We start from the raw sequence: 25,654 nt of genomic DNA, 5'->3' as shown, positions 1-25,654 counted from the left end.
GGATCCGTGGAGCCTGGCAAGCTCAGGAAGGCGCTGCGCCCCCTCGGGGGCGCAGCGGCCCTTCTCGCGCTGACCCTGCTCGCTGGCAGCGGGGCGGCGGCAAAGGACATCGCGGCGGGGGCGCACGGCGAGGCCCTCGGCGCCCTCACGGACCTGCAATCGGCGCTCGGCGAGCTCGACAAGGCCGCCGGCCTGACGGTCAGCGATCCCGATCCCTACAGACAGGCGGCCCGGCGCGCGGTCAACGCGCTGGTCGGCAAGGCCGGCGCCGGCTTCGACGCCGCGGCCGGCGACCCGGGCGACGCGGCCGGCGCGCTCGGCCATCTCGGGCGGCTGCGCGATGCCGCCGGCGACCGGCCCTGGGCGGCCGCGGTTCAGGCCGCCTGGGTCAACGCCATGGTCGCCAAGGCAGGGCTCGACGACGCGCTGAAGGCCGACGAGCTCGAGGACTTCCAGTCCCGCATGTCGGGCGCGCTCGAAGCGCTGCTGGTCGCGATCGGCCGCGTCTCGGACCGGGGCGCCTTCGGCGGCCTGCGCGGCGCGCTGGCGACGACGGAACTCGGCGTGCCGCCGGATGCGCCGACCCTGCCGGGCTGCGCGCTGCAGTCCGGGACGCTGCCCTCCGGGGCGCCGTCGGACGAGCCCGCCTACGGCGTCGTCGGCGGCTACCTGACCTACGTCGCGGTCCCGACGCACGACGGCAGGACCGAGCTGCCCGAGCCCTTCGGCGTCGGCAGCATCACCGTGCGCGACGGCCGGGTCGTGCTGGAGACGGCCTCCGCGGCGCTGACCGGCAAGCTCTGCGGCAAGCGGCAGCAGGCGAAGGCGGCCGCCCCGACCGGGACCAGGGTGGCGGCCGCCGACCCGGCGCCCGCGCTCTATACCGAGGCCCAGGCCGAGCAGGGCCACCAGATCTTCAAGAGCCACTGCGCCGTCTGTCACGGCGAGCAGCTGCAGGGCAAGTCGGCGCCGACCATCGCCGGCCCGGACTTCCTGAAGAAGGCGCAGCTGCTCGGCTGGTCGGTCGCCGACCTGCGCCAGGTCGTGACGACGACCATGCCGCGCGACAATCCGGGTTCGCTGTCGCCCGAGCAGTACGCCCGGGTGCTGAGCTATCTGCTGGCCGTCAACTGCTATCCGCCCGGCAAGAACCGCTTCCCGACGACGGCGACCGCCAGCCTGCACAAGGCCGCCCTGCAGCCGCCGGACGGCGTCAAGCCGGACCTGCCGGGCCCCGGCATCTGCAGCCTGAAGACCGCGGCCAGGTAGCGGCGGCCCGGCGGCCGCCATGGCCGCCGGGCACGGCTGCCTTGTCCCGGCCGCGCTCGACGCCGCCGGTGCGCCGGTCGACACTGCGATCCGCGGCGCCGTCCCGGACGGCGCCGCGGATCGCAGGCTGAAGGGACGGGCGGAAGCGCGTGGTGGCTGTCGACTCTCGGAATCGCCGCGGACCGGCGGCCGGTGCCTGAGGCTCCGCTGGCGCCAGGGGCGCCGTCACGGGCCGAGGAGCAGGTCTCGGGTGGCTGGGCCGGGCCGCTCGCCGCGATCATCCTGCTGCAGACCTCGGCCGCCTTCCTGCTGCAGCTGCTGCCGGTGCTGGCGCCGCTGATGGCCGGGCGCTTCGGCTGGGACCGCGGCGTGATCGGCTATCTGACCGCCACGACCATGGCCAGCGCGATCTTCTGCCTGCTCGCCAGCAGTCCCTTCGTGCGCCGCCTCGGGCCGATCCGCACGGTCCAGGCGGCCCTGCTGCTCGGCACCGTCGCGGCCGCCCTGCTGTTCATGCCCTTCTGGCTGGCGCCGATCGCCGCCAGCGTGCTGATCGGCATCGCCTACGCCCCGGCGACCCCGGGCGGCGGCGAGGTGCTGCAGCGCTTCGCGCCGCGCCGCCACCGCTCCCTGGTCTTCTCGATCAAGCAGGCCGGCGTGCCGGCCGGCGGCGCCGTGGCCGGCTTCCTGGTGCCGCTGGTCGCCGAGTGGGGCGGCTGGGACGCCGCCGTCGTCCTGGCTCTGGCGCTGCTGCTGACGGCCGTGCTGCTGGCTCAGCTGTTCCGCGGCCGGGCCGACGCCCACCGCGATCCCCGGGCGCCGCTCAGCGCCGCCACGGTGCTGACCCTGCGCAACCTGCTGCTGCCGCTGCAGGCGCTGAGGGCCGGGAGCCGCCTGCTGCCGCTGACCGGCGTGGCGACCGGCCTCGCGCTCGGCCAGGGGACGCTCAACTCCTTCCTGGTGACCTATCTCGTCGTCGGGCTCGGCATCGACCTGCGCACCGCCGGCGCGACCTTCGCCGTCATGCAGGCCGGCGGCGTCGCCGGCCGCGTGCTGCTCGGCTGGCTCGCCGACCGGATCGGCTCCGGCCTGGCGGTCATCCGTCTGGCGACGGTCGGCTCCGCGGCCTCGATGCTGGCCCTGGCGTCGGTGAAGCCGGACTGGCCCCACCCGCTGCTCTACGGCCTCGGCTTCCTCGCCGGCAGCGTCGTCGCCGGCTGGAACGGCGTGCTGCTGGCCGAGGTCGCGAGACGCGCGCCGGCCGGCCGGGTCGGCGAGGCCTCGGCCGGCTCGGCGATCCTGATGTTCACCGGCTTCGTCCTGGGCCCGGCGGCCTTCGCCGGCATCCTGACGACGGGCGGCAGCTTCGCCGCCGGCCTGCTGGTCCTGGCCGCGGTGCCATGCGCGGCGCTGGTCGCCTCGCTGGTCTGGCTGCCGGTCGGCCGCCGCCGGGCTCAGGAGACCGGCAGGGCGTAGAGGATGAAGTCGCTGCGCCGGCCGTAGCTGTCGTAGAGCTTGCGGGCGTCGTAGTTGAACTCCTGGGTCAGCCAGCGCAGGTTGACTCAGCCCTCCTGACGGCAGCGCCCGATCACCGCGTCGATCAGCGCCCGGCCGATGCCGCGGCCGCGCACGGCCGGGTCGGTGAAGAGGTCGCTGAGGTAGCAGACCGTGTTGCCGCCCAGGCTGCGCGGCATGGCGTGGAAGTGGGCGAGGCCGATAGGCCGGTCGGCCTCGTCGACCGCGACCAGGGCCTGCATGACGTGCTGCGGGTCGTGGATCCAGGCCCAGAGCGTGGCGACGGTCGCCGGGTTCTCTGGCACCTCGTAGAAGGCCATGTAGCCGCGGAACAGCGCGGACCAGGCCTCGAGGTCGCGGTCCTCGGGCGGGCGGACGGGGATCTCGGCCATGGCGGGGCTCCCTTCGGGCGGCTGCGACGGGCTATGCTCCGGCCATGGAGGAGATTCGACAAGCCGGCGACGCCGACCGTGCCGAGATCCAGGCCCTGGTCGAGGCTGCCTACGCGATCTACCTGCCGCGCATGGGCAGGCGGCCCGGGCCGATGGACGACGACTACGCCGCGCGCATCGCCGCCGGCCAGGCCTGGGTCGTGCGCGACGAGGCGGGCAGGCTGCTGGCGCTGCTGGTGCTGGAGCGGCAGCCGGGCTTTCTGCTGGTCGACAACGTCGCCGTCGCCGAGGCGGGCCGGGGGCGGGGCCTGGCGCGCCGGCTGCTCGACTTCGCCGAGGCCGAGGCGCGGCGTCTCGGCTACCCGGAGATGCAGCTCTACACCCACAGGACGATGACCGAGAACCAGGCGATCTACCGCCATCTCGGCTGGGAGCTCACCCGCTGGGCGACCGAGAAGGGCTTCGAGCGGGCCTACTTCCGGAAGGCGGTGGCGTAGCGCGCCGCGGCGCGGTCCGTGCCGCCACCCACCCGCCTCGCTGGCGCTCGGCACCCTCTCCCCAGAGCGGAGAGGGTTCACTTTTCCCTCTCCGCTCTGGGGAGAGGCAGGGGCCCGCGCGCAGCGTGGGAGGGTGAGGTGAGCGGACTCGCCGCTACCGCGCCTCCTCGAAGCCGCCCAGGAACGAGGCCAGGTTCCCGCCCAGCTCCGGTGCCAGGTAGCCGCCCTCCTGGACCAGCAGGGTCGGCAGGCCGAGCCTGGCGATGGCGGCGGCGATGCGGGCGAATCCGGGGGTGGTGATCGCGAGGCCCCTCAGCGGGTCGCCCTCGAAGGCGTCGAGGCCGAGGGCGACGACCAGGGCGCCCGGCGCGAAGGCGCGGATCGCCGGCAGGGCGTGGCGCTCCAGGGCCGCGAGCCAGCCGTCGTCGGCCGTGCCGATCGGCAGCGGCAGGTTGAGGTTGTAGCCGAGGCCGGGGCCGGCGCCGCGCTCGTGGCCGTGGCCCCAGAAGAAGGGATAGAAGTCCTGCGGGTCGGCGTGCAGCGAGACGGTCAGCACGTCGGGGCGCTGGTAGAAGATGCCCTGGGTGCCGTTGCCGTGGTGCACGTCGACGTCCAGGATCGCGACCCGCTCGTGGGCCCGGCGCAGCCGCTGCGCGGCGATCGCCGCGTTGTTCAGGAAGCAGAAGCCGCCGGCCATGTCGGCATAGGCGTGGTGGCCCGGCGGCCGGCAGAGCGCGTAGGCCTGCGTCTCGCCGTCCAGCAGCAGCTCGGCGCCGGTCGCGGCGGCGTCGGCCGCGGCGCAGGCGGCGGCGAAGGTGCCGGGGCCGATCGGGCAGGCCGTGTCGGCCATGTGCCAGCCGGCGCGGCCGACGATGGCGCGCGGATAGCTGGCCTGGTGGTGCGCCGGATGGACGTTGGGGATGATCTCGCCGCCGCTGTCGCCGAGCGCCTGCCAGGCGTCCCAGGCCTCCTCCAGGAAGCGCAGGTAGTCGGGCGTGTGGACCGCGGCCAGCGGGCCCGGGCCGAGGCCGGCCGGCGCCAGGATCTCGTCGCCGCGCGCCTGGACGGCGGCGAGCAGGCGCTCGGCGCGCTCCGGCTGCTCGGCGCTCGGCTTCGGCTGGCCGCGGACCAGGAAGAGCTGCGGCTCGTGGCGCGCGTGTTCGGGCGAGAAGACGACCTTCATCGAGGGGGGATCCTTCAGTCCTGTCGGGGGAAGGGGGGCATGACGGGCGGCGGGCCGGGATCGCGGGCGCTGCCGCTGGGCGGCCGTTCGGCGAGGAAGCGCCGGACCTCGCGCCAGGCGACGCCGATGTGGTACTCGAAGGCGTCGGCGATGACGGCCTGGTCGCCGCCCTCGAGCGCCTCCAGCAGCGGCGTGTGGGTCTCGGCGATGACCATCGGGTCGTCGTAGAGGTGGTCGATCATGGCGATCACCATGCGCACGTCGATCGCCATGTCGTCGAACAGGCGCAGCAGCCGCCGGTTGCCCGACAGCACGCAGATCGAGCGGTGGAACTCCAGGTCCGCCTCGACCAGGGCGGCCTCCTTGCCGGCGCGGGCCAGGCGGCGCAGCTCCGCGATGCGGCGCGCCAGCTCGTCGAGGCCCTTGCGACCGGCGTGGCGGGCGGCGAGGCGGCCGGCATAGCTCTCGACCATGATGCGCACGCCGTAGAGGTCGTCGACTTCGTCCAGGCTGAGCTCGCGCACGAAGAAGCCGCGGCGCGGATGGGCGACCAGCAGGCCGCGCTGCTCGAGCCGCCGGGCGGCCTCGCGCAGGGGCGCCCGGCTGATGCCCATCTGGCGGGCCAGCTCGGCCTCGACGAGGCGCTGGCCCGGGGCGAGGCGGCCCTCGACGATCGCCTGGACCAGGCGCTCGCCGACCTGGCTGACCAGGTCGGCCGCGTGCAGCGTCTCGAAGCCGCCGCCCTGCCGGGTGCCCGGGGAAGTGCCTGACCGTTCCGCCATCCTGCTCCGCCTGCCGGGTGCCGTGCCTTTCGGGCCGGCTTCGGCCGTTCTTCTGCGAACCAGACTAGAGTGCGACATGTCGACTGTCGACAGTTGACCGTTGTCGTGGATGGCGAGGCTGTGGCAGTCTTTCCGCCAACAAGGCGAGGCGGCACCGACCGCGGCGCCACGAACGAGGCCGGACAGGGGACAGGATGGACAGCAGGGCGAGCGCGTCGACCCGCGTCGACTCGAATTCGGCGGCGCTGGCCGAGGCCGAGCGCGAGATGCGCCTGGACCTTGCCGCCGCCTATCGGCTGGTGGCGCTGCACGGCCTCGACGACTCCATCTTCACCCACATCTCGGCACGCCTGCCGGGCAGCCACGACCGCTTCCTGCTCAACGCCTACGGCCTGCGCTTCGACGAGGTCACTGCGGGCTCGCTGGTCACCGTGGATCTCGACGGCGAGATTCTCGACGACCCGACCGGCTGGGGCATCAACCCGGCGGGCTTCACGATCCACAGCGCGATCCACGCGGCGCGCCCCGACGTGACCTGCGTGCTGCACACCCACACGCCGGCCGGCGTCGCGGTCTCCTGCCAGCGCGACGGGCTGCTGCCGCTGAACCAGTGGTCGCTGCAGTTCCACGGCCGGCTCGCCTACCACGACTACGAGTCGATCGCCCTCGACCTCGACGAGCGCGGGCGCCTCGCCGCCGACCTCGGCGAGCGGCCGGCGATGATCCTCAGGAACCACGGCCTGCTGACGGTCGGGCGCAGCGTCGCCGAGGCCTGGAAGCTGATGCACAACCTGGAGCGTTCCTGCGTGGCGCAGCTGCGCCTGCAGGCCAGCGGCGCGCCGCTGGTCCAGCCGTCCGAAGCGGTCGCCAAGAAGACCGCCGGGCAATACGCGGCCGCCTACGACGCCATGGAGAGCGGCGCGGCGGCCGATCGCGAGTGGGCGGCCTTCCGCCGTCTGGTCGAGCGCCGCTGTCCCGGCTACGACGCCTGAGGCGACGGCCTCGGGAAACGGGACGGCCGGCGGGAAGAGCAACCGGAACCGAACGGGGAGATTGACGACATGGTGCAAACGACGCGAAGGACCGTGCTCGCAGGGATGGCCGCCAGCGGCGCGATCCTGGCGATCGGCGTGCCCGAGGTCTCGGCCGCGACGCCGAAGCGCGGCGGCACGCTGAACGTGGTGATCCAGCCGGAGCCGCCCGGCCTGATGCTCGGCATCACCCAGAACGGCCCGACCCAGATGGTCGCCGGCAACATCTACGAGAGCCTGCTGAAGTACGACTTCAACCTGAAGCCGGTCCCGAGCCTGGCCAAGTCCTGGGAGATCAGCGACGACGGCAAGGTCTACACCTTCCATCTGAAGCAGGGCGTCACCTGGCACGACGGCAAGCCCTTCACGGCCGCCGACGTGGTCTTCTCGGCCGACGTCTTCCTGCGCCAGACCAACGCGCGCCTGCGCGTCAGCCTGGAGCACGTCGACAAGATCGAGGCGCTGGACGACCACACCGTGCGCTTCTCCCTGAAGGAGCCCTTCGGCCCCTTCATCGGCGTCTTCGAGGGCGGCACCATGCCGATGGTGCCGAAGCACATCTATGAGGGCACCGACTTCAAGACCAACCCGATGAACGCCACGCCGATCGGCACCGGCCCCTTCAAGTTCGACAAGTGGGAGAAGGGCTCCTACATCCACCTGGTCCGCAACGAGCACTACCACGTGCCGGGGCAGCCCTACCTCGACGAGGTCTACTGGCAGGTCATCCCCGACGCCGCCTCGCGCGCCGTCGCCTACGAGACCGGCAAGGTCGACGTGCTGCCCGGCGGCTCGGTCGAGAACTTCGACGTCAAGCGCCTGACCGCCCTCAAGAACACCTCGGTGACCGGCAAGGGCTGGGAGTTCTTCGCGCCGCTGGCCTGGATGTGGATCAACAACCGCGAAGGCCCGCTGTCGGACAAGCGGTTCCGCCAGGCGATCATGTACGCGATCGACCGCAACTTCGCGAAGGACGTGATCTGGAACGGCCTCGGCAAGGTGCCGACGGGGCCGGTCAGCTCCAAGACCCGCTTCTACAGCGACGACGTCGAGAAGTACCCCTACGACACCGCCAAGGCGAAGGCGCTGCTCAAGGAGATCGGCTACGACGGCAAGCCGATCCGCCTGCTGCCGCTGCCCTACGGCGAGACCTGGCAGCGCTGGGGCGAGGCGGTGAAGCAGAACCTCAACGACGCCGGCATCAACGTCGAGATGGTCGCGACCGACGTCGCGGGCTGGAACCAGAAGATCTCCGACTGGGACTACGACCTGGCCTTCACCTACCTCTACCAGTACGGCGACCCGGCGCTCGGCGTCGCCCGCACCTACGTCTCGACGAACATCGCCAAGGGCTCGCCCTGGAACAACGTCGAGGGCTACAAGAACCCGAAGGTCGACGAGCTGTTCGACAAGGCGGCCGTCGCCTTCCCGGACGCCGAGCGGCAGAAGCTCTACGACGAGGTCCAGAAGATCATCGTCGAGGACGTGCCGGTCGCCTGGCTGCTGGAGATCGAGTTCCCGACGATCTACCGCAGCGACGTCAAGAACCTGGTGACCACGGCCATCGGCGTGAACGACGGCCTCGGCGGCGCCTGGCTGGATCGCTAGGGTCCTGACCGGAGCCCCCGCGCTTCATGGTCCGACTGGCTCACCATGAAGCGGCCCCGGGGCCAGGATCGTTGCTGACGGGTCGGGCCGAGTTTCGCGACGAGGCCCGACCCGCCAGCCTTCAAGAGCGGTTCCGTCGCTTCATGGTGAGCCAGTCGAACCACGAAGCGTGACGGCGCGCTCGAGCCGCTTCTCCCCGACGCGGAGGCCATGCAGAAACTCGGCTTCATCCTCAAGCGGTTGCTCAAGGCGGTGGCGGTGCTGTTCGCCATCGTCGTGCTGAACTTCTTCCTGATCCGTGCCGCGCCCGGCGACCCCGCCCAGGTCATGGCCGGCGAGGCGGGGGCGGCGGACGCCAAGTTCATCGAGCAGCTGCGCGAGCAGTTCGGCCTGGACAAGCCGCTGCACGAGCAGCTGGCGATCTACGTCGGCGACATCGTCACCCTCGACCTCGGCTGGTCCTACCGGCAGAACGAGCCGGTCTCGAAGCTGGTCTTCGAGCGGCTGCCGGCGACCCTGCTGCTGACCGGCACGGCCTTCGTCATCTCGATCGCGCTCGGCCTGCTGTTCGGCGCGATCGCCGCCCGCCGGGTCGGCACGCTGACCGACACGGCGGTGACCTCCTTCGCGCTGATCTTCTACGCGACGCCCCTGTTCTGGGTCGCCCTGATGGCGATCCTGCTGTTCTCGGTCGTGCTCGGCTGGCTGCCGGCCTACGGCATGGAGACGGTCGGCGCCCACCTGACCGGCCTGGCCTACGCCGCCGACGTCGCCGAGCACCTGGTGCTGCCGGCCCTGACCCTCGGCCTGTTCTTCATGGCGGTCTATGCGCGCCTGACCCGCTCCTCGATGCTCGAGGTCGCCGACATGGACTTCGTCAAGACGGCGCGGGCCAAGGGCGTCGCGCCGGGGCGCATCACCCGGGTCCACGTGCTGCGCAACGCCGTGCTGCCGGTCATCACGCTGGCCGGCATCCAGGCCGGCCAGCTGGTCGGCGGCGCGGTCCTGACCGAGACGGTCTTCGCCTGGCCGGGCATCGGGCGCCTGATGTACGACGCCCTGTTCCAGCGCGACTACAACCTGCTGCTCGGCATCTTCTTCGTCTCCTCGGCGATGGTGCTGCTGTTCAACCTGATCACCGACGTCGTCTACACCTTCATCGATCCCAGGATCGAACTGAAGTGACCGGCCGGAGGGAGACCCGCCGATGAAACCGGCCACCAAGGACTTCTGGAGGCGCTTCCTGCGCAATCCCGGCGCGCTGATCGGCCTGCTGATCCTCGCCGCCGTGGTGCTGATGGCGATCTTCGCGCCGCTGATTCATCCGCAGGATCCCTGGCGCATGGTGCAGCGGCCCTTCCTGCCGCCCTTCGCGGTCGACGGCTTCTGGTTCGGCACCGACACGCTGGGCCGCGACATCGGCGCCGGGCTGGTCTACGGCGCCCAGGTCTCCCTGCTGGTCGGCATCGTCTCGACCGTCGTCGCGCTGACCATCGGCGTGACGCTGGGCGCGCTGGCCGGCTACTACGGCGGCCTGGTCGACGACGCGCTGATGCGCTTCACCGAGTTCTTCCAGACGATCCCGAACTTCGCGCTGGCCATCGTGCTGGTCGCGATCCTGCAGCCCTCCACGGAATCGGTGATCGTCGCCATCGGCATCGTCTCCTGGCCGCCGGTCGCGCGCCTGGTGCGCGGCGAGTTCCTCTCGCTGCGCAGCCGCGAGTTCGTGCAGGCGGCGAGGGTGGTCGGCCAGTCGAACCTGCAGATCATCTTCGGCCAGGTGCTGCCCAACACCCTGTCGCCGATCATCGTCATGGCCTCGCTGATGGTCGCGACGGCGATCCTGCTGGAGTCCTCGCTGTCGTTCCTCGGCCTCGGCGACCCCAACACCATGTCCTGGGGCTACATGATCGGCGCCGCGCGCACGGTGATCCGCCAGGCCTGGTGGATGAGCGTCTTCCCGGGCGTCGCCATCCTGCTGACGGTGCTGGCGCTCAACCTGGTCGGCGAGGGCCTCAACGACGCCCTCAACCCGCGTCTCGCGCGGAAGGGGCGGTGATGGGGGGGACCGCGACCATGGCCGGCGACCAGACCCTGCTGCAGGTCGAGGGCCTGTCGATCGCGCTGCCCCGGGGGGCGGAGCGGGCGCACGCCGTCGAGGACATCTCCTTCACCCTGAACCGCAACGAGATCCTCTGCGTCGTCGGCGAGTCCGGCTCGGGCAAGTCGATGACCGCCAACGCGATCATGGGCCTGCTGCCGCTGCCCCATGTGCGGCCGGTCGCCGGGCGCATCGTCTTCGAGGGCGAGGACCTGCTGACCAAGAGCGAGGCCGAGCTGCGCCGCCTGCGCGGCAGCCGGGTCGGCATGATCTTCCAGGAGCCGATGACGGCGCTCAACCCGCTGATGACCATCGGCCGGCAGATCGGCGAGGTCTTCGACGCCCACGGCCGGATCGACCGCCGGGAGCGGCGGCGCCTGATCATGAAGCTGCTGGCTGACGTCGGCCTGCCGGACCCCGAGGTCCTGATCGACACCCACCCCTTCCGCCTGTCCGGCGGCCAGCGCCAGCGCGTCATGATCGCCATGGCCCTGGCCCTGGAGCCGGCGATGCTGATCGCCGACGAGCCGACCACCGCGCTCGACGTCACGACCCAGGCGCAGATCCTCGACCTGATCCGCTCGCTGCAGGCCAGCCGGCACATGGGGGTGATGTTCATCACCCACGACTTCGGCGTGGTCGCCGAGATCGCCGACCGGGTCGCCGTCATGCAGACCGGCAAGATCGTCGAGCTCGGTCCGGCCGGGCAGGTGCTGAACGACCCGCAGCACCCCTACACCCGCCGCCTGATCGGCGCGGTGCCGCAGTTCGCGCCGCCGGAACGGCCGGCGCCGGCCGGCGAGATCCTGCTCAACGTCGAGGGCCTGAAGAAGACCTACACGACCTCCCGCGGGCTCTTCGTGAAGAAGCGCGAGGTCGCCGCCGCCAGGGACATCACCTTCGAGATCCGGCGCGGCGAGACCCTGGGCCTGGTCGGCGAGAGCGGCTCCGGCAAGTCGACGGTCGGGCGCTGCCTGGTGCGCCTGCTCGACACCGACGGCGGCCACATCCGCTTCCGCGACCTCGACTTCGCCAGCCTCAGGGGCGAGGCGCTGCGCGCCCAGCGCCGGCACATCCAGATGGTCTTCCAGGACCCCTACGCCTCGCTCAACCCGCGCCAGAAGGTCGGCCGGATCATCGCCCAGGGGCCGCGCGCCATCGGCGTGCCGGAGGCCCAGGCGACGGCGCGCGCCAGGGAGCTGCTCGAGCTGGTCGGCCTCGGCGCCGCGGCCGCCGAGCGCTATCCCCACGAGTTCTCCGGCGGCCAGCGCCAGCGCATCGGCATCGCCCGGGCGCTGGCCCTGGATCCCGAGCTGCTGGTCGCCGACGAGCCGGTCTCGGCGCTCGACGTCTCGGTCCAGGCCCAGGTCCTCGACCTGCTCGACGACATCAAGCAGCGCCTGAACCTCGCCATGCTGTTCATCACCCACGACCTGCGCGTCGCCGCGCAGATCTGCGACCGCATGGCGGTGATGCGGCTCGGCGAGATCGTCGAGTACGGCCCGACCCACCGGGTCTTCAACGACCCGCAGCATCCCTACACCCGGGACCTGCTGGCCGCCGTGCCCGGCCGCGACTGGACGATCCCCGAGGTCGCGCTGCAGGATGGCTCACCCCCGGCCTGAGTGGGGGTGGGAGCGGAGAAGCGGGCAATGCTGGTCATCCTCGGCGGCCTGCCGGGCAGCGGCAAGTCGACGGTGGCGCGCCTGGCCGCCGCCCGGCTCGGCGCGGTGCTGCTGCGCATCGATTCGATCGAGCAGGCGATCCGCGAATCCTGGCTGAGGCCCGCCGACGTCGCCGACGCCGGCTACCGCGCGGCCGGGGCCGCGGCCGCCGACAACCTGCGGCTCGGCCGCACGGTGATCGCCGATTCCGTCAATCCGGTCGAGCTGTCGCGCGCCGGCTGGCGCGCGGTCGCCGAGGGCTGCAGCGCGCCCTTCCTGGAGGTCGAGGTCGTCTGCTCGGATCCGGCCGAGCACCGCAGGCGCGTCGAGAGCCGGCGCCCCGACATCGCGGGCCTGGCGTTGCCCGACTGGGACAAGGTGACGGCGCGCGACTACGAGCCCTGGCCGAACGTCGGCCTCCGGCTCGATACGGCGGTGCTGAGCGCCGAAGCGGCGGCCGCGCGGCTGGTCGCGGCGGTCGGCGATGCCGCTCCTCCTCGTCATCCCCGCGAAGGCGGGGATCCATAGGGACTCTCCGCGCGCGCGGATGACTCACAATGGATTCCCGCCTTCGCGGGAATGACGAGAAGAAGGGCGGTGCGGGAAGGACTCTACTTGTAGGCCGTGATCACGATCTCGATCAGGACGTCCTTGCCGAGGTCGGCGACGCCGAGGGTGGCGCGGGTCGGCAGGGCCTCGGCGGGGATCCAGCTGGTCCAGGCCTCGTTCATGCCGGCCTTCTGGGACATGTCGGTGATGAAGAGCGTCGCGGCCAGCAGCTTCTCCTTCGAGCTGCCGACCTCGGTCAGCAGCTTGTCGAGCTTGGCGCAGATCTGCTCGGTCTGGCCCTTCATCGGCAGCGAGAAGTCGTCGGCGACGACGCCGCCGAAATAGAGCACGCCGTCGTGCTCGACGACGCGGTGCATGATCGGGGTCTGCATGTGGCGCGTGGCCATGCCTGGTCTCCTTGGCTTGGGTGGGAACGGAAGGGAAGAAGGGTCAGTGGACCGGCGCGGTCGCGGCGGCTAGGGAGCCGCCGCCCTGGAAGCGGCCGATCGAGAAGGGCGCGATCGGCGCCTGGGTGGCGCCCGTCGCGACCAGCTCGGCCATGATCGAGCCGACGCCCGGGCCGAGCTGGAAGCCGTGGGCCGAGAAGCCGAAGGCGTGGAACACCCGCTCCTCGGTGGTCGAGGGCCCGATCACCGGGATGTCGTCGGGCATGCGGCCCTCGATGCCGGCCCAGCCGCGCACGATGGTCGCGCCGGCCATGACCGGGAAGACCTCGGCGGCGGTCCTCGCGGTCAGGCGCAGCTCGGCGAAGCGCAGGTCGGTGCGGTCGGTCTCGGGGTCGGCGACGCCGCGCCGGCCGCCGCCGATGACCACCGTGCCGTTGGGCATCTGCTTGAAGGAGAGCGGGCGGCCGGTGGCGCCGACCACGGCGTCGCAGAAGTGCGGCAGGCGCGCAGTCACCAGCATCATCGGCGCGATCGCCTCGACCGGCGCCGGCTCGCCGAGCCTGGCGGCGACCAGGTTGGCCCAGGCGCCGCCGCAGTTGACCAGGGTCTCGGCCTCGACGGTGCCGCGGTCGGTCGAGAGGCGCCAGACCGTGCCGTCGCGCGTCAGCTCCTGCGCCCGCGTCTCCTCGAAGAAGCGCACGCCGAGCGCCCTGGCCTTGCGCTGGAAGGCGAAGGTCGTGAGGTAGGGCACGGCATAGCCGTCGCCCATCGAGGCGAGGCCGCCGACGCAGTGCTCGGCGACAGCCGGCAGCAGCTCGCGCAGGCGGGCCTGGTCGAGCAGCTCCTCGTGCTCGTAGCCGAGGCCGCGCACCAGGGCGGCGCGCTCGCTCAGCGCCGCCAGCTCGGCCTCGGTCTCGGCGACCTTGATCTGCGGCGCCGGCTGGAAGCCGCAGTCGTCGTCGACCAGCTCGGCGATGCGGTGCCAGAGCTTCATCGAGAAGACCGAGATCGGGATCTCCGCCGGGTGGCGGCCGAGCCGGCGCACGCCGCCGGCGTTCACGCCCGAGGCGTGGCGCGCCACGGTGTTCTTCTCGACGACGACGACCGAGAGGCCGCGCAGGGCGCAGTGCAGCGCCGCCGAGCAGCCGTGCAGGCCGCCCCCGACCACCACGACGTCCGCGCGCGCGAGCAGGGCCATGGCGTCAGGCCGCGTCCTGGTCGTCGCCGGCCTCGTCGCCCGCGTCGTCGCCGACGTCGAACGCGGCGAGCTCGGCCAGCGGCAGTGGCTTCAGCGGCGGCCGGATCCGGTAGTAGTCGATGGTCTGCTGCGGCTCGCCGCGCTCGGCGGCGATGACCTCGCTGACCGCCAGGCCGCACAGGCGGCCCTGGCAGGGGCCCATGCCGCAGCGCAGGAACGACTTGGCCTGGTTCGGGCCGGGGCAGCCCAGCGCCACGGCCTTGCGCAGCGCGCCGGCCGTGACCTCCTCGCAGCGGCAGATCAGCGTGTCGTCGGCCGGCGCCAGGATCTGCGCCGAGGGCGCGTAGAGCGCCTCGAGCAGCGGCCTGACCGCGCCGTCCTTGTCGAGGGCGCCGCGCAGCGCCGCGGCCTCGCCGGCGAGCCGCTTGTCCTCGCCGGCGCCGAGCCGGCGCAGCGCGCCGAGCGCCGCGAGGCGTCCGCGCAGCGCCGCCGACTTCGCGCCGCCGATGCCGGCGCCGTCGCCGGCGACGAAGACCTTCTCGACGCTGCTCTCGAACCAGTCGTCGACGACCGGCAGGAAGCAGCGCTGGCCGTCGCTCCAGCGGTGCTCGCAGCGCAGCAGGCGGGTCATCTGCTGGTTCGGCACGACGCCCTGGTGCAGGGCGATCAGCCGGCTCTCGATGCGCTGCCGGCGGCCGCCGGCGGTGAAGGACAGGGCCTCGGCATGGTCCGCGCCCTCGATCGCCAGCGCCTCGGCACCGCGATGGAACGGCACGCCGGCGCGCTTCAGGGCGCGCAGCATCGCGAGGCCCTTGGCGAGGTAGCCGGGCGCGCGCAGCGCCGCCGGCAGGTGCCGGGCGGCGGCGGAGAGCCGGCCGCGCGGCACGGTCTCGACGATCGCCCGGGGGGCGGCGCCGGCACGCGTCAGCTGCTCGGCGAGCAGCAGCAGCAGCGGGCCGCTGCCGGCCAGCACGACGCCCTCGGCCGGCACCAGGCCCTGGGCCTTCAGCAGGATCTGCAGGGCGCCGGCGGTCGTGACGCCCGGCAGGGTCCAGCCGGGCAGGGGCGTCGGCCGCTCGATTGCGCCGGTCGCGACGACGACGGCGCGCGCCCGGCACTGGCGCGAGCGGCCGTCCTGGCTGAAGTCGACGTTGAGCTGGGAATCGACGTTCCAGACCAGGGCGCCCGGCCGGTAGCCGGCGCCCGAGGCGCGGAAGGCGGCGGCCAGCGCGGCGCCGGCGGCGTAGTCGGGGCCGAGCAGGGCGCGGCGCGGCGCCGGCACCGTCTCGATCGCCCGGTAGATCTGGCCGCCGGGGGCCGGCTGCTCGTCGAACAGCTCGACGGCGAGGCCGGCCTCGGCGGCGCGGGTCGCGGCGGCCAGGCCGGCGGGGCCGGCGCCGATCACGGCGAGGTCGCAGCGCATCACGAGCCGGTCCTTTCCGTCTGCGGCAGCGGCACGACCGCCGGCCCGCCGCGCTGGCTGCGCACCGTCATGCCCTCGGCGAGCGGCACCATGCAGGCCTGCCAGTTGGCGACGCCGTCGATCTCGACCAGGCATTCGAAGCAGACGCCCATCAGGCAGAAGGGGCCGCGCGGCTGCCGCGACACCGCGCTCTCGCGGAACTGCAGGACGCCGTTGGCCAGCAGGGCGGCGGCCAGGCTGTCGCCCGCGCGCCCGGTCATCTCCCGGCCGTCGAAGGTGAAGCGGACCGGGCCGGCCGCGCCGGAGCCTCCGCCGTCGTCAAGCTCGAGACGCTTCAGCATCGAACCTCCTGGAGGAAAAGGACGCGAGGGTGCGCGAGAAGCCGCCGTCGCCGATCAGCGGCGCCAGCTTCAGGGCATGGGCGGCCGCCAGGGTGACGCCGGAATGGCAGTTGACCGCGAAGGCCCCGGGATGGCTTTCCGACTCCTCGTAGATCGGGAAGCCGTCTGGGGTCATGACCCTGAGCGCGCCCCAGGCGCGCACCACCTTGACGCTGCGCAGCGCCGGGAAGGCGACCAGCGCACGGCGGGCGATCTCGCTCATCACCGCGGGCTTGGAGAAGGTGTCGTAGCCGACGTCCTCGTGGCTGTCGCCGAGCATCACCGTGCCTTCCTCGGTCTGGCGCACGTTGATGGTCGGCAGCTCGAGGAAGCGCTCGGCGCGCTCGGTCACCAGGATCTGGCCCTTGAGCGGGCTGACCGGGACGTCGAGGCCGACGCCCTTGCCGAGCGCCTTGTTGCCGAGCCCGGCGCCGAGCACGACGCGGGCGCCGCGGAAGCGGCCGTGCTCGGTCTCGACCAGGAAGCCGGCGCCGTCGGACGCGATGCGCCGGGCCCGGCTCTCCGCGCGGTAGAGGCCGCCCAGCTTGAGGAAGCCCTCGTGCAGCGCGCGCAGCAGGTAGAGCGGGCTGACGTGGCCGTCGTGGGGCGAGTAGGCGCCGCCGACGACCTCGGGGCCGACGCCGGGCAGCAGCGCCTCGAGCTCGGCGCGGTCGAGCAGGCGCGATCCGGGATCGCCCCCCGGATCCAGGGCCTCGCCGGCCTGGTTGTGCATGCGCCGGATGCGCAGCTCGACCTCCTCGAGCTCCTGCTCGCTGAGGCAGAGATGCACGCCGCCCGGCTTGCGGTAGCCGACGGCGATGCCGACCGCCTCCTTCAGCTCCTCGGCGAAGCCGGGCCAGAGGTCGGCCGAGCCGCGGGTCCAGCGCGCGTAGTCCTGGAAGCCGTCGCCCTTGGACTGCACCCAGACCAGGCCGAAGTTGCCGCGCGAGGCGCGGTAGGCGACGTCGCCCTCGTCGAGCATGACGACCGACAGGCCCTGGCGCGCCAGGCCGTAGGCGACGGCGGCGCCGACCAGGCCGCCGCCGACCACCACGACGTCCCTGGCGGCGACGTCCTTGTTGGCGCCGCTCATCGCGCCTCTCCGCCGACCAGCAGGCGGTCCAGGCCGTAGAGCCGCTCGATGACGAACATCAGCCCGACGGTGAACAGGATGACCACGGTCGAGATCGAGGCGACCAGCGGGTCGGTCGTCTGGGTGATGTGGTTGAACAGCCGCACCGGCAGGGTGGTGGTGCTGGGATTGACGATGAACACCGTGACCGTCAGCTCGTCGAAGGAGGTGATGAAGGCGAGCACCCAGCCGCCGACGACGCCGGGCATGATCATCGGCAGGGTGATCCGGCGGAACACGGTGAAGTCCGAGGCGCCGAGCGATTCGGCGGCCTTCTCGACGGTGCGGTCGAGGCCGGTCACCGAGGCCAGCACCAGGCGCAGGATGAAGGGCGTGATGATCACGGCGTGGCAGAGGGTCAGGCCGAGGAAGGTGCCGCTGAGGCCGATCTGGCTGAGGAAGCGCAGGAAGGCGATGCCGAGCACGATGGTCGGCACGGTCAGCGGCGACATGAAGGTCGCCAGCAGCAGGTCGCGGCCCGGGAAGCGCCGGCGGCCGATCGCCAGCGCCGCCGGCACCGCGAGCGCGGTCGAGAGGCTCGCCGCGGCGACGCCCAGGTAGAGGCTGGTCCAGCCGGCCTCGATGAAGTCGGGGTTGTCGAGGATCGCCCTGAACCAGCGCAGCGAGATGCCGCTCGGCGGGAACTCGAGGAAGCCCTCCGGGGTCAGCGACACGCCGATCACGACGACCAGCGGCGCCGCCATGAAGAGCACGAAGAGCGCGTTGAACAGCAGGGCGAAGGGGCCGTTCCTGGTCATCGCTGCGTCCTCACCCGAAGACCTGGGAGAAGCGCCGCTCGACGACGCGGTTGTAGCTGACCATGACCAGCAGCACCGCGACCAGCAGCAGGATTGCGATGGCCGCGCCGAGCGGCCAGTTCAGCGTGTTGAGGAACTCGTCGTAGACCGTCGTCGAGACGACCTTGACGCGCCGCCCGCCCAGGATCGCCGGCGTCGCGAAGGCGCTGGCCGAGAGTGAGAAGACGATCAGCGAGCCCGACAGCACGCCCGGCATGGCCTGGGGCAGCACGACCCGGAAGAAGATGGTCAGCGGGCCGGCTCCGAGCGATTCGGCGGCCTGCTCGGTCGCCGGGTCCTGGCGGTGCAGGGCGGCCCAGACCGCGATCACCATGAAGGGCACCATGACGTGGACCAGCGCAATCACGATGCCGCCGGGCGTGTACATCATCTTGATCGGCCGGTCGATCAGCTCGAGGTTCATCAGCGCCGTGTTGATGACCCCCCGGTTGCCCATCAGGATCGCCCAGCCGAGGGTGCGCACCACGACCGAGATCAGCAGCGGCCCGATCACCACGAGCAGCAGCGCCGAGCGCCAGCGCGAGCGCATGCGGTAGAGGATGTAGGCCTCGGGCGTGCCGATCGCGGCGCACAGCAGGGTGGTGACCAGGGCGATGCCGAAGGTGCGCGCGAAGATCTCGTGGAAATAGCTGTCGCCCAGCACGTCGAGGTAGTTGTGCAGGCCGAAGGTCGGCTCGATGCCGGTGTAGAAGCCGAAGGAGTGGAACGACAGCACGAAGGTCATGACCAGCGGCACGACCATCAGCGCCAGGAACAGGGCCAGGGCCGGCGCGCAGAGCCACCAGGCGCGGCGCCGTGCTTCCCTGTCGACGGCGGCGGCCGGCGCCATCACGCCGTCTCCTCGAAGGGCAGCAGCCGGACCTGCGCGGCGTCCCAGGCGAGGCCGACCGAGCCGCCGGTCTCGACCTCGGCGGGGCCGACGTTCTGGCGGGTGACCAGCAGCACGCCGAGCGGCGTCTCGATCTGGTAGAGCCAGTGGTCGCCGAGGAAGATGCGCGCCGCCACGGTGCCGTCGACGAGGCCGGCGCCGGCGGCGCGGAACTCGACCTTCTCGGGCCGCACCGAGACGATGACCCGGGGCCGGGCGTCCTTGCCGATTTCCGGGGGCGGGGCGGGGGCCGCGAAGACCGTCTCGCCGACGGCGACGCGGCAGAGATCACCGGCGCGCTCGCCGGCGCGCTCGACGACCTTGCCTTCCAGGCGGTTGGTCTTGCCGAGGAAGGAGGAGACGAAGTCGCTGCGCGGATGCTCGTAGGCCTCGAGCGGGCGGGCGACCTGGACGAGCCGGCCGCGGTGCATGACCGCGACGCGATCGCTCAGCGCCATCGCCTCGGTCTGGTCGTGGGTCACCAGGATCGTCGTGACGCCCATGCGCTGCTGGATGCCGCGCAGCTCGAGCTGCATCTCCTCGCGCAGCTTGGCGTCGAGGTTGGAGAGCGGCTCGTCGAGCAGCAGGATCTCCGGCCGGATGACCAGGGCGCGGGCCAGGGCGACGCGCTGACGCTGGCCGCCGGACATGGCGCGCGGATAGCGGTCGGCGAGCGCCTCGAGATGCACCAGGGCCAGCGCCTCGGCGACCCGCTGCCGGCGCTCGGGGGCCGCGATCTTGCGCATCTCCAGGCCGAACTCGACGTTCTGCGCCACCGTCATGTGCGGGAACAGGGCGTAGCTCTGGAAGACGATGCCGATGCCGCGGCTGCGCGCCTTGATCGCCAGCAGGTCGCGGCCTTCCAGCGTGATCGAGCCGGCGCTCGGCGTCTCGAAGCCGGCGATCATCTGCAGCGTCGTGGTCTTGCCGCAGCCCGAGGGCCCGAGCAGCGAGACGAACTCGCCGCGCTCGACCGAGAGGTCGAAGTTCTCGACCGCCGCGATCTCGCCGAAGCGCTTGGTCAGTCCCTTGAGTTCCAGGAAGGCCATGGTGGGTCCGAATGCTGGAGGCGAAAAGGCCGGTGCGTGTGTCCCCCTCACCCTCCCGCTACGCGGGTCCCTCCCTCTCCCCTCAGGGGAGAGGGTCGGGGTGAGGGGGACGGCTGCTCGCAGTCTAGCCTAGCGCTCGACCTCGCGGGCCCAGCGCTGGGTCCACTCCTCGCGCTTCGGATTGATGACGTTCCAGTCGACCGCGACCAGCTTGCTGATCTTGTCCGGGCCGTAGGGCAGCGACTGCAGCGCCTCGGGCAGGACCGTCTTCTTGTTGGTCGGGCCGAAGCCGTTGGTCGCCGCCAGCTTCTCCTGCACCTCGGGCTGCAGCAGGTAGTCGACGAAGGCCTGGGCCTCGTCCGGCACGTCGCTGTGGGTCACCGGGCAGGCCGCGACCATCAGGGCGACGGCGCCCTCCTTGGGATAGGCGAACTTTACCGGGAAGCCGGTGTCGGCCAGGGCCTTGACGCGGCCGCTGCCCCAGATCGAGAGAGCGATCTCCTTGTTCTGGAACAGCTCGGACATCTTGCCCGAGGAGGGCTCGAAGACCAGGACGTTGGGGGCGACCTTGTCGACCATGGTCTTGAAGCCCGGGTCGATGTCCGTCTCGCTGCCGCCGTTGAGCCGCGCCATCATGACCAGGGTGTGCAGGCCGTAGGTGTTGGAGATCGGCGGGATCGACTCGAGCTGGTCGAACTTCGGATCGGCGAGGTCCATCCAGGAGCTCGGCGGCGCCCAGCCCTTCTCCTTGAACATCTCGGCGTTGTAGGCGAAGCCCGTGGCGACGAAGCCGATGCCGATCGCCTTGTCGGTGCCCATCTTGGCGATGTCGTAGATGTCCGGCAGGCTCGGCACCTTGGTCAGCGGCGCGCAGAAGCCGAGCGCCACGGCCTGGTACATCGGTCCGTCGTCGAGGATCACCACGTCCATCTCCTGGTTGTCCTTCTGCGCCTGCAGACGGGCCAGGTTCTCGGTCGAGTTGCCGGGAACGAACTGGACGGTGACGTTGTGGGCCTTCTCGAAGGGCGGGATGATGTGCTCCTTCATCAGGGTCTCGAAGGAGCCGCCGTAGCCGCCGACCGTGAGAACCTTCTGGGCCCAGCCGGGCTGCGGTGCCAGCAGGGCGGTGGCGGCGGCCAGCGCGGCCGCGGCGACGCCTGCCTTCAGGGTGATGCGCACTTCCTGTTCTCCTCTGCTCTTGTTCTGTCGCTGCACGTTCGTGGCAGTGCGAACAGTGGACGGCCCCGGCCCATTCCGGTCAAATCGCAATTCTTGTGGACCTTATAACCAGACCTCATAGTAGCGTCGCTTTGCCGCCGCTGCCTGCAGGGAATAAAGCCGATGTCTCGTCCCGCGATCCGCCAGATCGAGGCCTTCAACGCGGTCATGGAGCTCGGCTCGGTGACCCGCGCGGGCGAGGCCATGTACATCTCGCAGCCGGCCGTCTCCAAGCTGATCAAGGCCTTCGAGGAGCGCTGCGGCTTCCCGCTCTTCGCGCGCCGCGGCGGCCGGCTGGTGCCGACCCGCGAGGCACGCCAGGTCTTCGTCGAGACCCAGCGCCTGTTCTCCGGCGCCGACCGGGTGTTCCATACGGTCGGCGCGATCCGCGACCGGCGCCGCGGCGAGGTCTCGATCGCCGCCTTCGCGGCCCTCTCGGCCCACCTGATCCCGGCGGCGGTCAGCCCCTTCCTGGCGGCCCGACCCGACGTGCACTTCGAGCTCTACAGCCGGACCTCCAACTCGGTGCCGGACATGGTGCAGAGCCACCGGGCCGACTACGGCCTGTCGCTGCTGCCGACCAGCCATCCGACCCTGGAGTGCCGCGAGTTCTTCACGATGGAGATGGTCTGCGTGCTGCGCGCCGACAGCCCGCTCGCCGAGAAGCGGACGATTACCGCGCGCGACCTCGCCGACGTGCCCCTGATCTCGCTCAGTCCGGAGGACCGCTCACGCCTGCTCATCGACGAGGCCTTCCATCGCGAGGGCGTCGCGCCCAGGACGCAGATCCAGGTGCAGATCGCCGAGACGGCCTGTTCCTTCGTCGCCAACGGCGGCGGCGGCGCCTCGATCGTCACCTGGGTCAACCGGCTCGGTCGCTACGACCCGCGGATCGCCTACCGGCGCTTCGAGCCGCGGCTCGCGCACACGGTCTGGCTGATCCAGTCGGCGGCCGAGACCCCCTCGCGCCTGGCCACGACGATGGTCGAGCTGATCCGCGACAAGCTCGTCGAAGAGTCGGCGAAGCCGCTGTCCTGAGGCGGCTCAGGCCAGCGGCACGGTGAAGGCCGCCTTGTGCAGCGGCCGGGGATTGACGCAGACGAGGCCCATGGCGCCGAGGTCGACCGAGAGGTCGACCGCCGGGTGCTCGACGAGGCGCCGCCAGCCGCGGCGCATGCTCTGGTAGACGGCGATGTCGTCGACCAGCAGCACCGAGCCCTCGGCGAGATAGGGCAGGGTGCCCTCGAAGTAGTCGAGCAGGGCGTCGCCGTCGTGGTGGCCGTCGTTGAACAGGAAGTCGATCGGCCGCTCCTTCTCGAGGGTCGGCCCCAGCGTCACCTCGAAGGGGCCGACGACGATGTCGAAGTTGTCGAAGCCGAGCCCGGCCAGGTTCTGGCGGGCCTTGGCCGCATAGGCCGGGCCGCCCTCCAGCGTGACCAGCCGGCCGCTGCCGTTCTGCGCCAGGGCGGCGCACTGGTAGGCGGCGGAGAGGCCGAGGCAGGTGCCCATCTCCAGGCAGCGGTCGGGCCTGAGGGCACGGACCAGGTTGAAGATCAGGCCGCTCCAGGGCTGGCCCTTGCTGGTGCTGGTCGCGAGGCGGCTGACCGGCATGGTGACCGGCACGCCGCGGCGCGCCTCGCTCCTGGCCCGCGGCGCGCTCGCGTCGCCGGCGCCGAAGTCGAGATGCTCGATGGTCTCGTCCGAGGCGGCGAGGTCGCGCCGCAGCCGCTCGATGCGCTCGATCGCCTGCCGCTCGTCGCGGGTCTGGGCCGGTTCGGCGGCGCCGCCGATCGCGTCGGCCAGCGCATTGGCCAGGGGATGCCCGAGGGCGCGCAGGCGGCCCAGCTCGGACCTGCGTGCCTGGCGCAGCACGCGGCGCCGCTGCCAGGCCCGGTAGCGTCGCGGCAAGGCGGTGATCATCCGTCCGCTCCCTCGCTCGGGTGGGCTGTGAGCGAGGCTGCGCCCGGAAGGTGGCCGTTCTGGGGAGGGCCTGCGGCGGCTAGTTGTCCGCCGCTTCGATCTTGCCGCCGGCCTCGCCGCGGGCGCGGGCGGCGAGCAGCTCGTCGAGCCAGTCGGGGTCCATCTCCGGCACCGAGGAGAGCAGCAGCTCGGTGTAGGCGTGGTGCGGCGGCGTGAACATCTCGCTCTTCGGGCCGGACTCGACGACCTTGCCCTGCAGCATCACCACGACCTCGTCGGCGATCGCCTTCACGGTCGCCAGGTCGTGGGTGATGAACATGTAGGCCAGGCCGAGCTCGCCCTGCAGGCGGTCGAGCAGCTTCAGGATGCCCTCGGCGACCAGCTGGTCGAGGGCCGAGGTGACCTCGTCGCAGATGATCACCGACGGCTCGGCGGCGAGCGCGCGGGCGATGCAGATGCGCTGCTTCTGGCCGCCCGACAGCTCGCCCGGCAGGCGGTCGATGAAGTCCTTGGGCTCGAGCTCGATCAGCGACAGCAGCTCGCGGATCCGCTCCTCGCGCTGGCGGCCGTTCATGCCGAGATAGAACTTCAGCGGCCGGCCGATGATCTCGCGCACCGGCTGCTTCGGGTTCATCGCGGTGTCGGCCATCTGGTAGATCATCTGGATGGTCTTCAGCTGCTCCTTCGAGCGGTCGCTGAACTTCGGCGGCAGCGGCTTGCCCTTGTAGAGGATGCGGCCCTCGAGCGGCGGCAGCAGGCCGGTGATGACCCTGGCCGTGGTGCTCTTGCCGCTGCCCGACTCGCCGACCACCGCGACGGTTCGCTGGCGGTGGATCTCGAAGGAGACGTCGTGCAGCACCCGGGTCTTGCCGTAGGCGGCGGTGACGTGCTCGACGGCCAGCACCGGCGTCTCGCCCGCGGGCCGCGGGCGCTCCTCGGCATGGAACGAGCGCACCGCCCAGAGCGACTTGGTGTAGTCCTTCTTCGGCGCCGACAGCATGGTCCGGGTCGGCGCCTCCTCGACCAGCTTGCCGTAGCGCAGCACCATGATGCGGTCGGCCATCTGGGCGACCACGGCGAGGTCGTGGGTGATGTAGATCGCCGCCGTGTCGAACTGCTGGACGATGTCGCGGATCGCTGCCAGCACCTCGATCTGGGTGGTCACGTCGAGCGCCGTCGTCGGCTCGTCGAAGATGATCAGGTCGGGCCGGCAGGCCATGGCCATGGCGGTCATGGCGCGCTGCAGCTGGCCGCCCGAGACCTGGTGCGGATAGCGGAAGCCGATCTCCTCGGGATTGGGCAGGCGCAGGCGGCGGTAGAGCTCGATCGCGTCCCGCTCGCTCTCGGCGCGGCCGGCGATGCCGTGCTGGACGGGCGTCTCGGTGTACTGGTCGATCAGCTTGTGTGCCGGGTTGAAGGCGGCCGCCGCCGACTGGGCGACGTAGGCGATGCGGCTGCCGCGCAGGCGCCGGCGCTTGCGCACGCCCGCCTTGACCAGGTCGAGGCCGTCGAACTCGACCGAGCCGCCGCTGATCCGGCAGCCGTCGCGCGCGAAGCCCATGGCGGCGAGGCCGATGGTCGACTTGCCGGCGCCTGACTCGCCGATCAGGCCGAGCACCTCGCCCTTGTGCAGGTCGAGGTCGACGCCCTTGACGATCTCGCTCCAGGTCTCGCCGCTGCGGCCCTCGATCTTCAGGCCGCGGATCCTGAGCAGGATCTCGGCCGGCTTGTTCGAGCGGCCGACGCCGGCCTCGACCGCGCCGCTGCCGTCATGGCCGGAGCCGTCGCGGCCCGCACCGTTCTTCACCGTCTCGTCGCTCATGTCTTCAACCCGCTGGTCTTGTGCAGGAACCAGTCGACCACGAAGTTGACGCCGACGGTCAGCAGCGCGATGGCCGCGGCCGGCAGCAGGGGCGTGATGTCGCCGAAGGTGATCAGGGTCGCGTTCTCGCGCACCATCGAGCCCCAGTCGGCGGTCGGCGGCTGGATGCCGAGGCCGAGGAACGACAGCGCCGAGATGAACAGGAAGACGAAGCAGAACCTGAGGCCGAACTCGGCGACCAGCGGCGGCAGCGCGTTGGGCAGGATCTCGCGGCGGATGATCCAGGCCAGGCCCTCGCCGCGCAGCCGCGCGACCTCGACGAAGTCCATGACCACGATGTTCATGGCGACGGCGCGGGCCAGGCGGTAGACGCGGGTCGATTCCAGCACCGCGATGACGCAGACCAGGGCCGGTATCGAGGTGCCGACCACGGTCAGGATCAGCAGGGCGAAGATCAGCGCCGGGATCGCCATCAGCACGTCGATCGCGCGGCTGAACAGCTGGTCGACCCAGCCGCGCAGGGTCGCCGCCAGCAGGCCGGTCAGGCCGCCGAGCAGGAAGGCGAGGCAGGTCGTCAGGAAGGCGATGCCGACGGTGTTGCGGGCGCCGAAGATCAGCCGGCTCAGCATGTCCCGGCCCAGGTTGTCGGTGCCGAGCAGGTACTGGTCCGACCAGGGCAGGTACTCGGCGCCGACGATCTGGGTCTCGCCGTAGGGGGCGAGCCAGTGCGCGAAGATCGCGACCAGCACGTAGGTGACGATGACCGTGACGCCGAAGATCGCGGTGGCCGGCGCGCTGCGCAGCAGCTTCAGGGCGGCTTCCATGGTG

Annotated in this window: 25 protein-coding genes; 10 read left to right on the top strand and 15 right to left on the bottom strand. The window is 71.7% G+C overall.

Annotated elements, in window-relative coordinates:
• Nucleotides 1-6 precede the first annotated feature (6 nt).
• Nucleotides 7-1,269, top strand: a complete 1,263-nt coding sequence (locus B9O00_RS27920) for a c-type cytochrome (RefSeq protein WP_085126013.1) — start codon at nt 7-9, stop codon at nt 1,267-1,269.
• 192 nt (nt 1,270-1,461) lie between these two features.
• Nucleotides 1,462-2,745 (top strand): MFS transporter, encoded by a 1,284-nt coding sequence (locus tag B9O00_RS27915; protein WP_085126012.1) that lies wholly within the window; start codon nt 1,462-1,464, stop codon nt 2,743-2,745.
• Between the two features lie 86 nt (nt 2,746-2,831).
• Here B9O00_RS27915 and B9O00_RS27910 read toward each other — a convergent pair whose 3' ends face one another.
• The gene (locus B9O00_RS27910; RefSeq protein WP_085126011.1) at nt 2,832-3,176 is read right to left on the bottom strand and encodes a GNAT family N-acetyltransferase; all 345 of its coding nucleotides are present in this window, start codon (nt 3,174-3,176) and stop codon (nt 2,832-2,834) included.
• 44 nt (nt 3,177-3,220) lie between these two features.
• Between B9O00_RS27910 and B9O00_RS27905 the strand changes: the two genes are divergently transcribed.
• Nucleotides 3,221-3,673 (top strand): GNAT family N-acetyltransferase, encoded by a 453-nt coding sequence (locus B9O00_RS27905; RefSeq protein WP_085126010.1) that lies wholly within the window; start codon nt 3,221-3,223, stop codon nt 3,671-3,673.
• A 154-nt stretch (nt 3,674-3,827) separates the two neighbouring features.
• Here the strand turns inward: B9O00_RS27905 and B9O00_RS27900 are convergent, their stop codons facing one another.
• The gene (locus B9O00_RS27900) at nt 3,828-4,856 is read right to left on the bottom strand and encodes a histone deacetylase family protein (RefSeq protein WP_085126009.1); all 1,029 of its coding nucleotides are present in this window, start codon (nt 4,854-4,856) and stop codon (nt 3,828-3,830) included.
• Between the two features lie 14 nt (nt 4,857-4,870).
• Nucleotides 4,871-5,638, bottom strand: coding sequence for a GntR family transcriptional regulator (locus B9O00_RS27895; protein ID WP_085126008.1), 768 nt, complete (start codon nt 5,636-5,638; stop codon nt 4,871-4,873).
• Nucleotides 5,639-5,832: 194 nt separating this feature from the next.
• Between B9O00_RS27895 and B9O00_RS27890 the strand changes: the two genes are divergently transcribed.
• From B9O00_RS27890 to B9O00_RS27865, 6 genes are all read left to right on the top strand, one after another.
• Nucleotides 5,833-6,630: a class II aldolase/adducin family protein gene (locus B9O00_RS27890; protein WP_085126007.1), complete on the top strand. Its 798-nt coding sequence runs from the start codon at nt 5,833-5,835 to the stop codon at nt 6,628-6,630.
• Nucleotides 6,631-6,735: 105 nt separating this feature from the next.
• Nucleotides 6,736-8,277, top strand: a complete 1,542-nt coding sequence (locus tag B9O00_RS27885) for an ABC transporter substrate-binding protein (protein WP_089229828.1) — start codon at nt 6,736-6,738, stop codon at nt 8,275-8,277.
• A gap of 210 nt (nt 8,278-8,487) precedes the next feature.
• Nucleotides 8,488-9,462, top strand: coding sequence for an ABC transporter permease (locus tag B9O00_RS27880; protein WP_085126005.1), 975 nt, complete (start codon nt 8,488-8,490; stop codon nt 9,460-9,462).
• A 22-nt stretch (nt 9,463-9,484) separates the two neighbouring features.
• Nucleotides 9,485-10,336, top strand: a complete 852-nt coding sequence (locus B9O00_RS27875) for an ABC transporter permease (protein ID WP_085126004.1) — start codon at nt 9,485-9,487, stop codon at nt 10,334-10,336.
• Complete coding sequence (locus tag B9O00_RS27870) at nt 10,336-12,003, top strand: ABC transporter ATP-binding protein (protein WP_085126003.1); 1,668 nt, start codon at nt 10,336-10,338, stop codon at nt 12,001-12,003. Before B9O00_RS27875 ends, B9O00_RS27870 begins: the two co-directional genes overlap by 1 nt.
• A 27-nt stretch (nt 12,004-12,030) precedes the next feature.
• Nucleotides 12,031-12,570: a P-loop nucleotide/nucleoside kinase family protein gene (locus B9O00_RS27865; protein ID WP_085126002.1), complete on the top strand. Its 540-nt coding sequence runs from the start codon at nt 12,031-12,033 to the stop codon at nt 12,568-12,570.
• 83 nt (nt 12,571-12,653) lie between these two features.
• Here B9O00_RS27865 and B9O00_RS27860 read toward each other — a convergent pair whose 3' ends face one another.
• The 9 genes from B9O00_RS27860 to B9O00_RS27820 all read right to left on the bottom strand — a co-directional run bounded on the left by B9O00_RS27860 (nt 12,654) and on the right by B9O00_RS27820 (nt 21,045).
• Entirely contained in the window at nt 12,654-12,998 is a 345-nt protein-coding gene (locus B9O00_RS27860; RefSeq protein ID WP_085126001.1) for a RidA family protein, read from the bottom strand.
• A 43-nt stretch (nt 12,999-13,041) separates the two neighbouring features.
• Entirely contained in the window at nt 13,042-14,196 is a 1,155-nt protein-coding gene (locus B9O00_RS27855; protein WP_085126000.1) for an NAD(P)/FAD-dependent oxidoreductase, read from the bottom strand.
• Nucleotides 14,197-14,200: 4 nt separating this feature from the next.
• Complete coding sequence (locus B9O00_RS27850) at nt 14,201-15,619, bottom strand: FAD/NAD(P)-dependent oxidoreductase (RefSeq protein ID WP_200808688.1); 1,419 nt, start codon at nt 15,617-15,619, stop codon at nt 14,201-14,203.
• Nucleotides 15,619-15,960, bottom strand: a complete 342-nt coding sequence (locus B9O00_RS27845; RefSeq protein ID WP_200808687.1) for a (2Fe-2S)-binding protein — start codon at nt 15,958-15,960, stop codon at nt 15,619-15,621. The genes B9O00_RS27850 and B9O00_RS27845 overlap by 1 nt, the downstream gene beginning before the upstream one ends.
• Nucleotides 15,938-17,092, bottom strand: coding sequence for an NAD(P)/FAD-dependent oxidoreductase (locus B9O00_RS27840; RefSeq protein ID WP_085125998.1), 1,155 nt, complete (start codon nt 17,090-17,092; stop codon nt 15,938-15,940). Before B9O00_RS27840 ends, B9O00_RS27845 begins: the two co-directional genes overlap by 23 nt.
• Nucleotides 17,089-17,889 (bottom strand): ABC transporter permease, encoded by an 801-nt coding sequence (locus tag B9O00_RS27835; RefSeq protein WP_085125997.1) that lies wholly within the window; start codon nt 17,887-17,889, stop codon nt 17,089-17,091. Before B9O00_RS27835 ends, B9O00_RS27840 begins: the two co-directional genes overlap by 4 nt.
• A gap of 10 nt (nt 17,890-17,899) precedes the next feature.
• Nucleotides 17,900-18,778, bottom strand: a complete 879-nt coding sequence (locus B9O00_RS27830; protein WP_085125996.1) for an ABC transporter permease — start codon at nt 18,776-18,778, stop codon at nt 17,900-17,902.
• Nucleotides 18,778-19,866 carry an ABC transporter ATP-binding protein gene (locus tag B9O00_RS27825; protein WP_085125995.1) on the bottom strand — a complete coding sequence of 363 codons (1,089 nt, stop codon included), beginning with the start codon at nt 19,864-19,866 and terminating at the stop codon, nt 18,778-18,780. Before B9O00_RS27825 ends, B9O00_RS27830 begins: the two co-directional genes overlap by 1 nt.
• Before the next feature lie 129 nt (nt 19,867-19,995).
• Nucleotides 19,996-21,045 (bottom strand): ABC transporter substrate-binding protein, encoded by a 1,050-nt coding sequence (locus B9O00_RS27820; RefSeq protein WP_200808686.1) that lies wholly within the window; start codon nt 21,043-21,045, stop codon nt 19,996-19,998.
• A 162-nt stretch (nt 21,046-21,207) separates the two neighbouring features.
• On the opposite strand from B9O00_RS27820, the gene B9O00_RS27815 reads away from it, so the two are divergent.
• Complete coding sequence (locus B9O00_RS27815; RefSeq protein ID WP_085125994.1) at nt 21,208-22,122, top strand: LysR substrate-binding domain-containing protein; 915 nt, start codon at nt 21,208-21,210, stop codon at nt 22,120-22,122.
• Between the two features lie 6 nt (nt 22,123-22,128).
• On the opposite strand, the gene B9O00_RS27810 is transcribed toward B9O00_RS27815, so the two are convergent.
• The 3 genes from B9O00_RS27810 to B9O00_RS27800 all read right to left on the bottom strand — a co-directional run bounded on the left by B9O00_RS27810 (nt 22,129) and on the right by B9O00_RS27800 (nt 25,650).
• Nucleotides 22,129-23,004 carry an O-methyltransferase gene (locus B9O00_RS27810; RefSeq protein ID WP_085125993.1) on the bottom strand — a complete coding sequence of 292 codons (876 nt, stop codon included), beginning with the start codon at nt 23,002-23,004 and terminating at the stop codon, nt 22,129-22,131.
• Nucleotides 23,005-23,083: 79 nt separating this feature from the next.
• Complete coding sequence (locus B9O00_RS27805) at nt 23,084-24,826, bottom strand: ABC transporter ATP-binding protein (RefSeq protein ID WP_085125992.1); 1,743 nt, start codon at nt 24,824-24,826, stop codon at nt 23,084-23,086.
• Nucleotides 24,823-25,650 carry an ABC transporter permease gene (locus B9O00_RS27800; RefSeq protein WP_085125991.1) on the bottom strand — a complete coding sequence of 276 codons (828 nt, stop codon included), beginning with the start codon at nt 25,648-25,650 and terminating at the stop codon, nt 24,823-24,825. The genes B9O00_RS27805 and B9O00_RS27800 overlap by 4 nt, the downstream gene beginning before the upstream one ends.
• Nucleotides 25,651-25,654 lie beyond the last annotated feature (4 nt).

Source organism: Tistlia consotensis USBA 355 (assembly GCF_900177295.1).
Lineage (GTDB): Bacteria > Pseudomonadota > Alphaproteobacteria > Kiloniellales > DSM-21159 > Tistlia > Tistlia consotensis.
The sequence above is the reverse complement of the archived record's forward strand: the minus strand, read 5'-3'. Positions and strand labels throughout refer to the sequence as shown.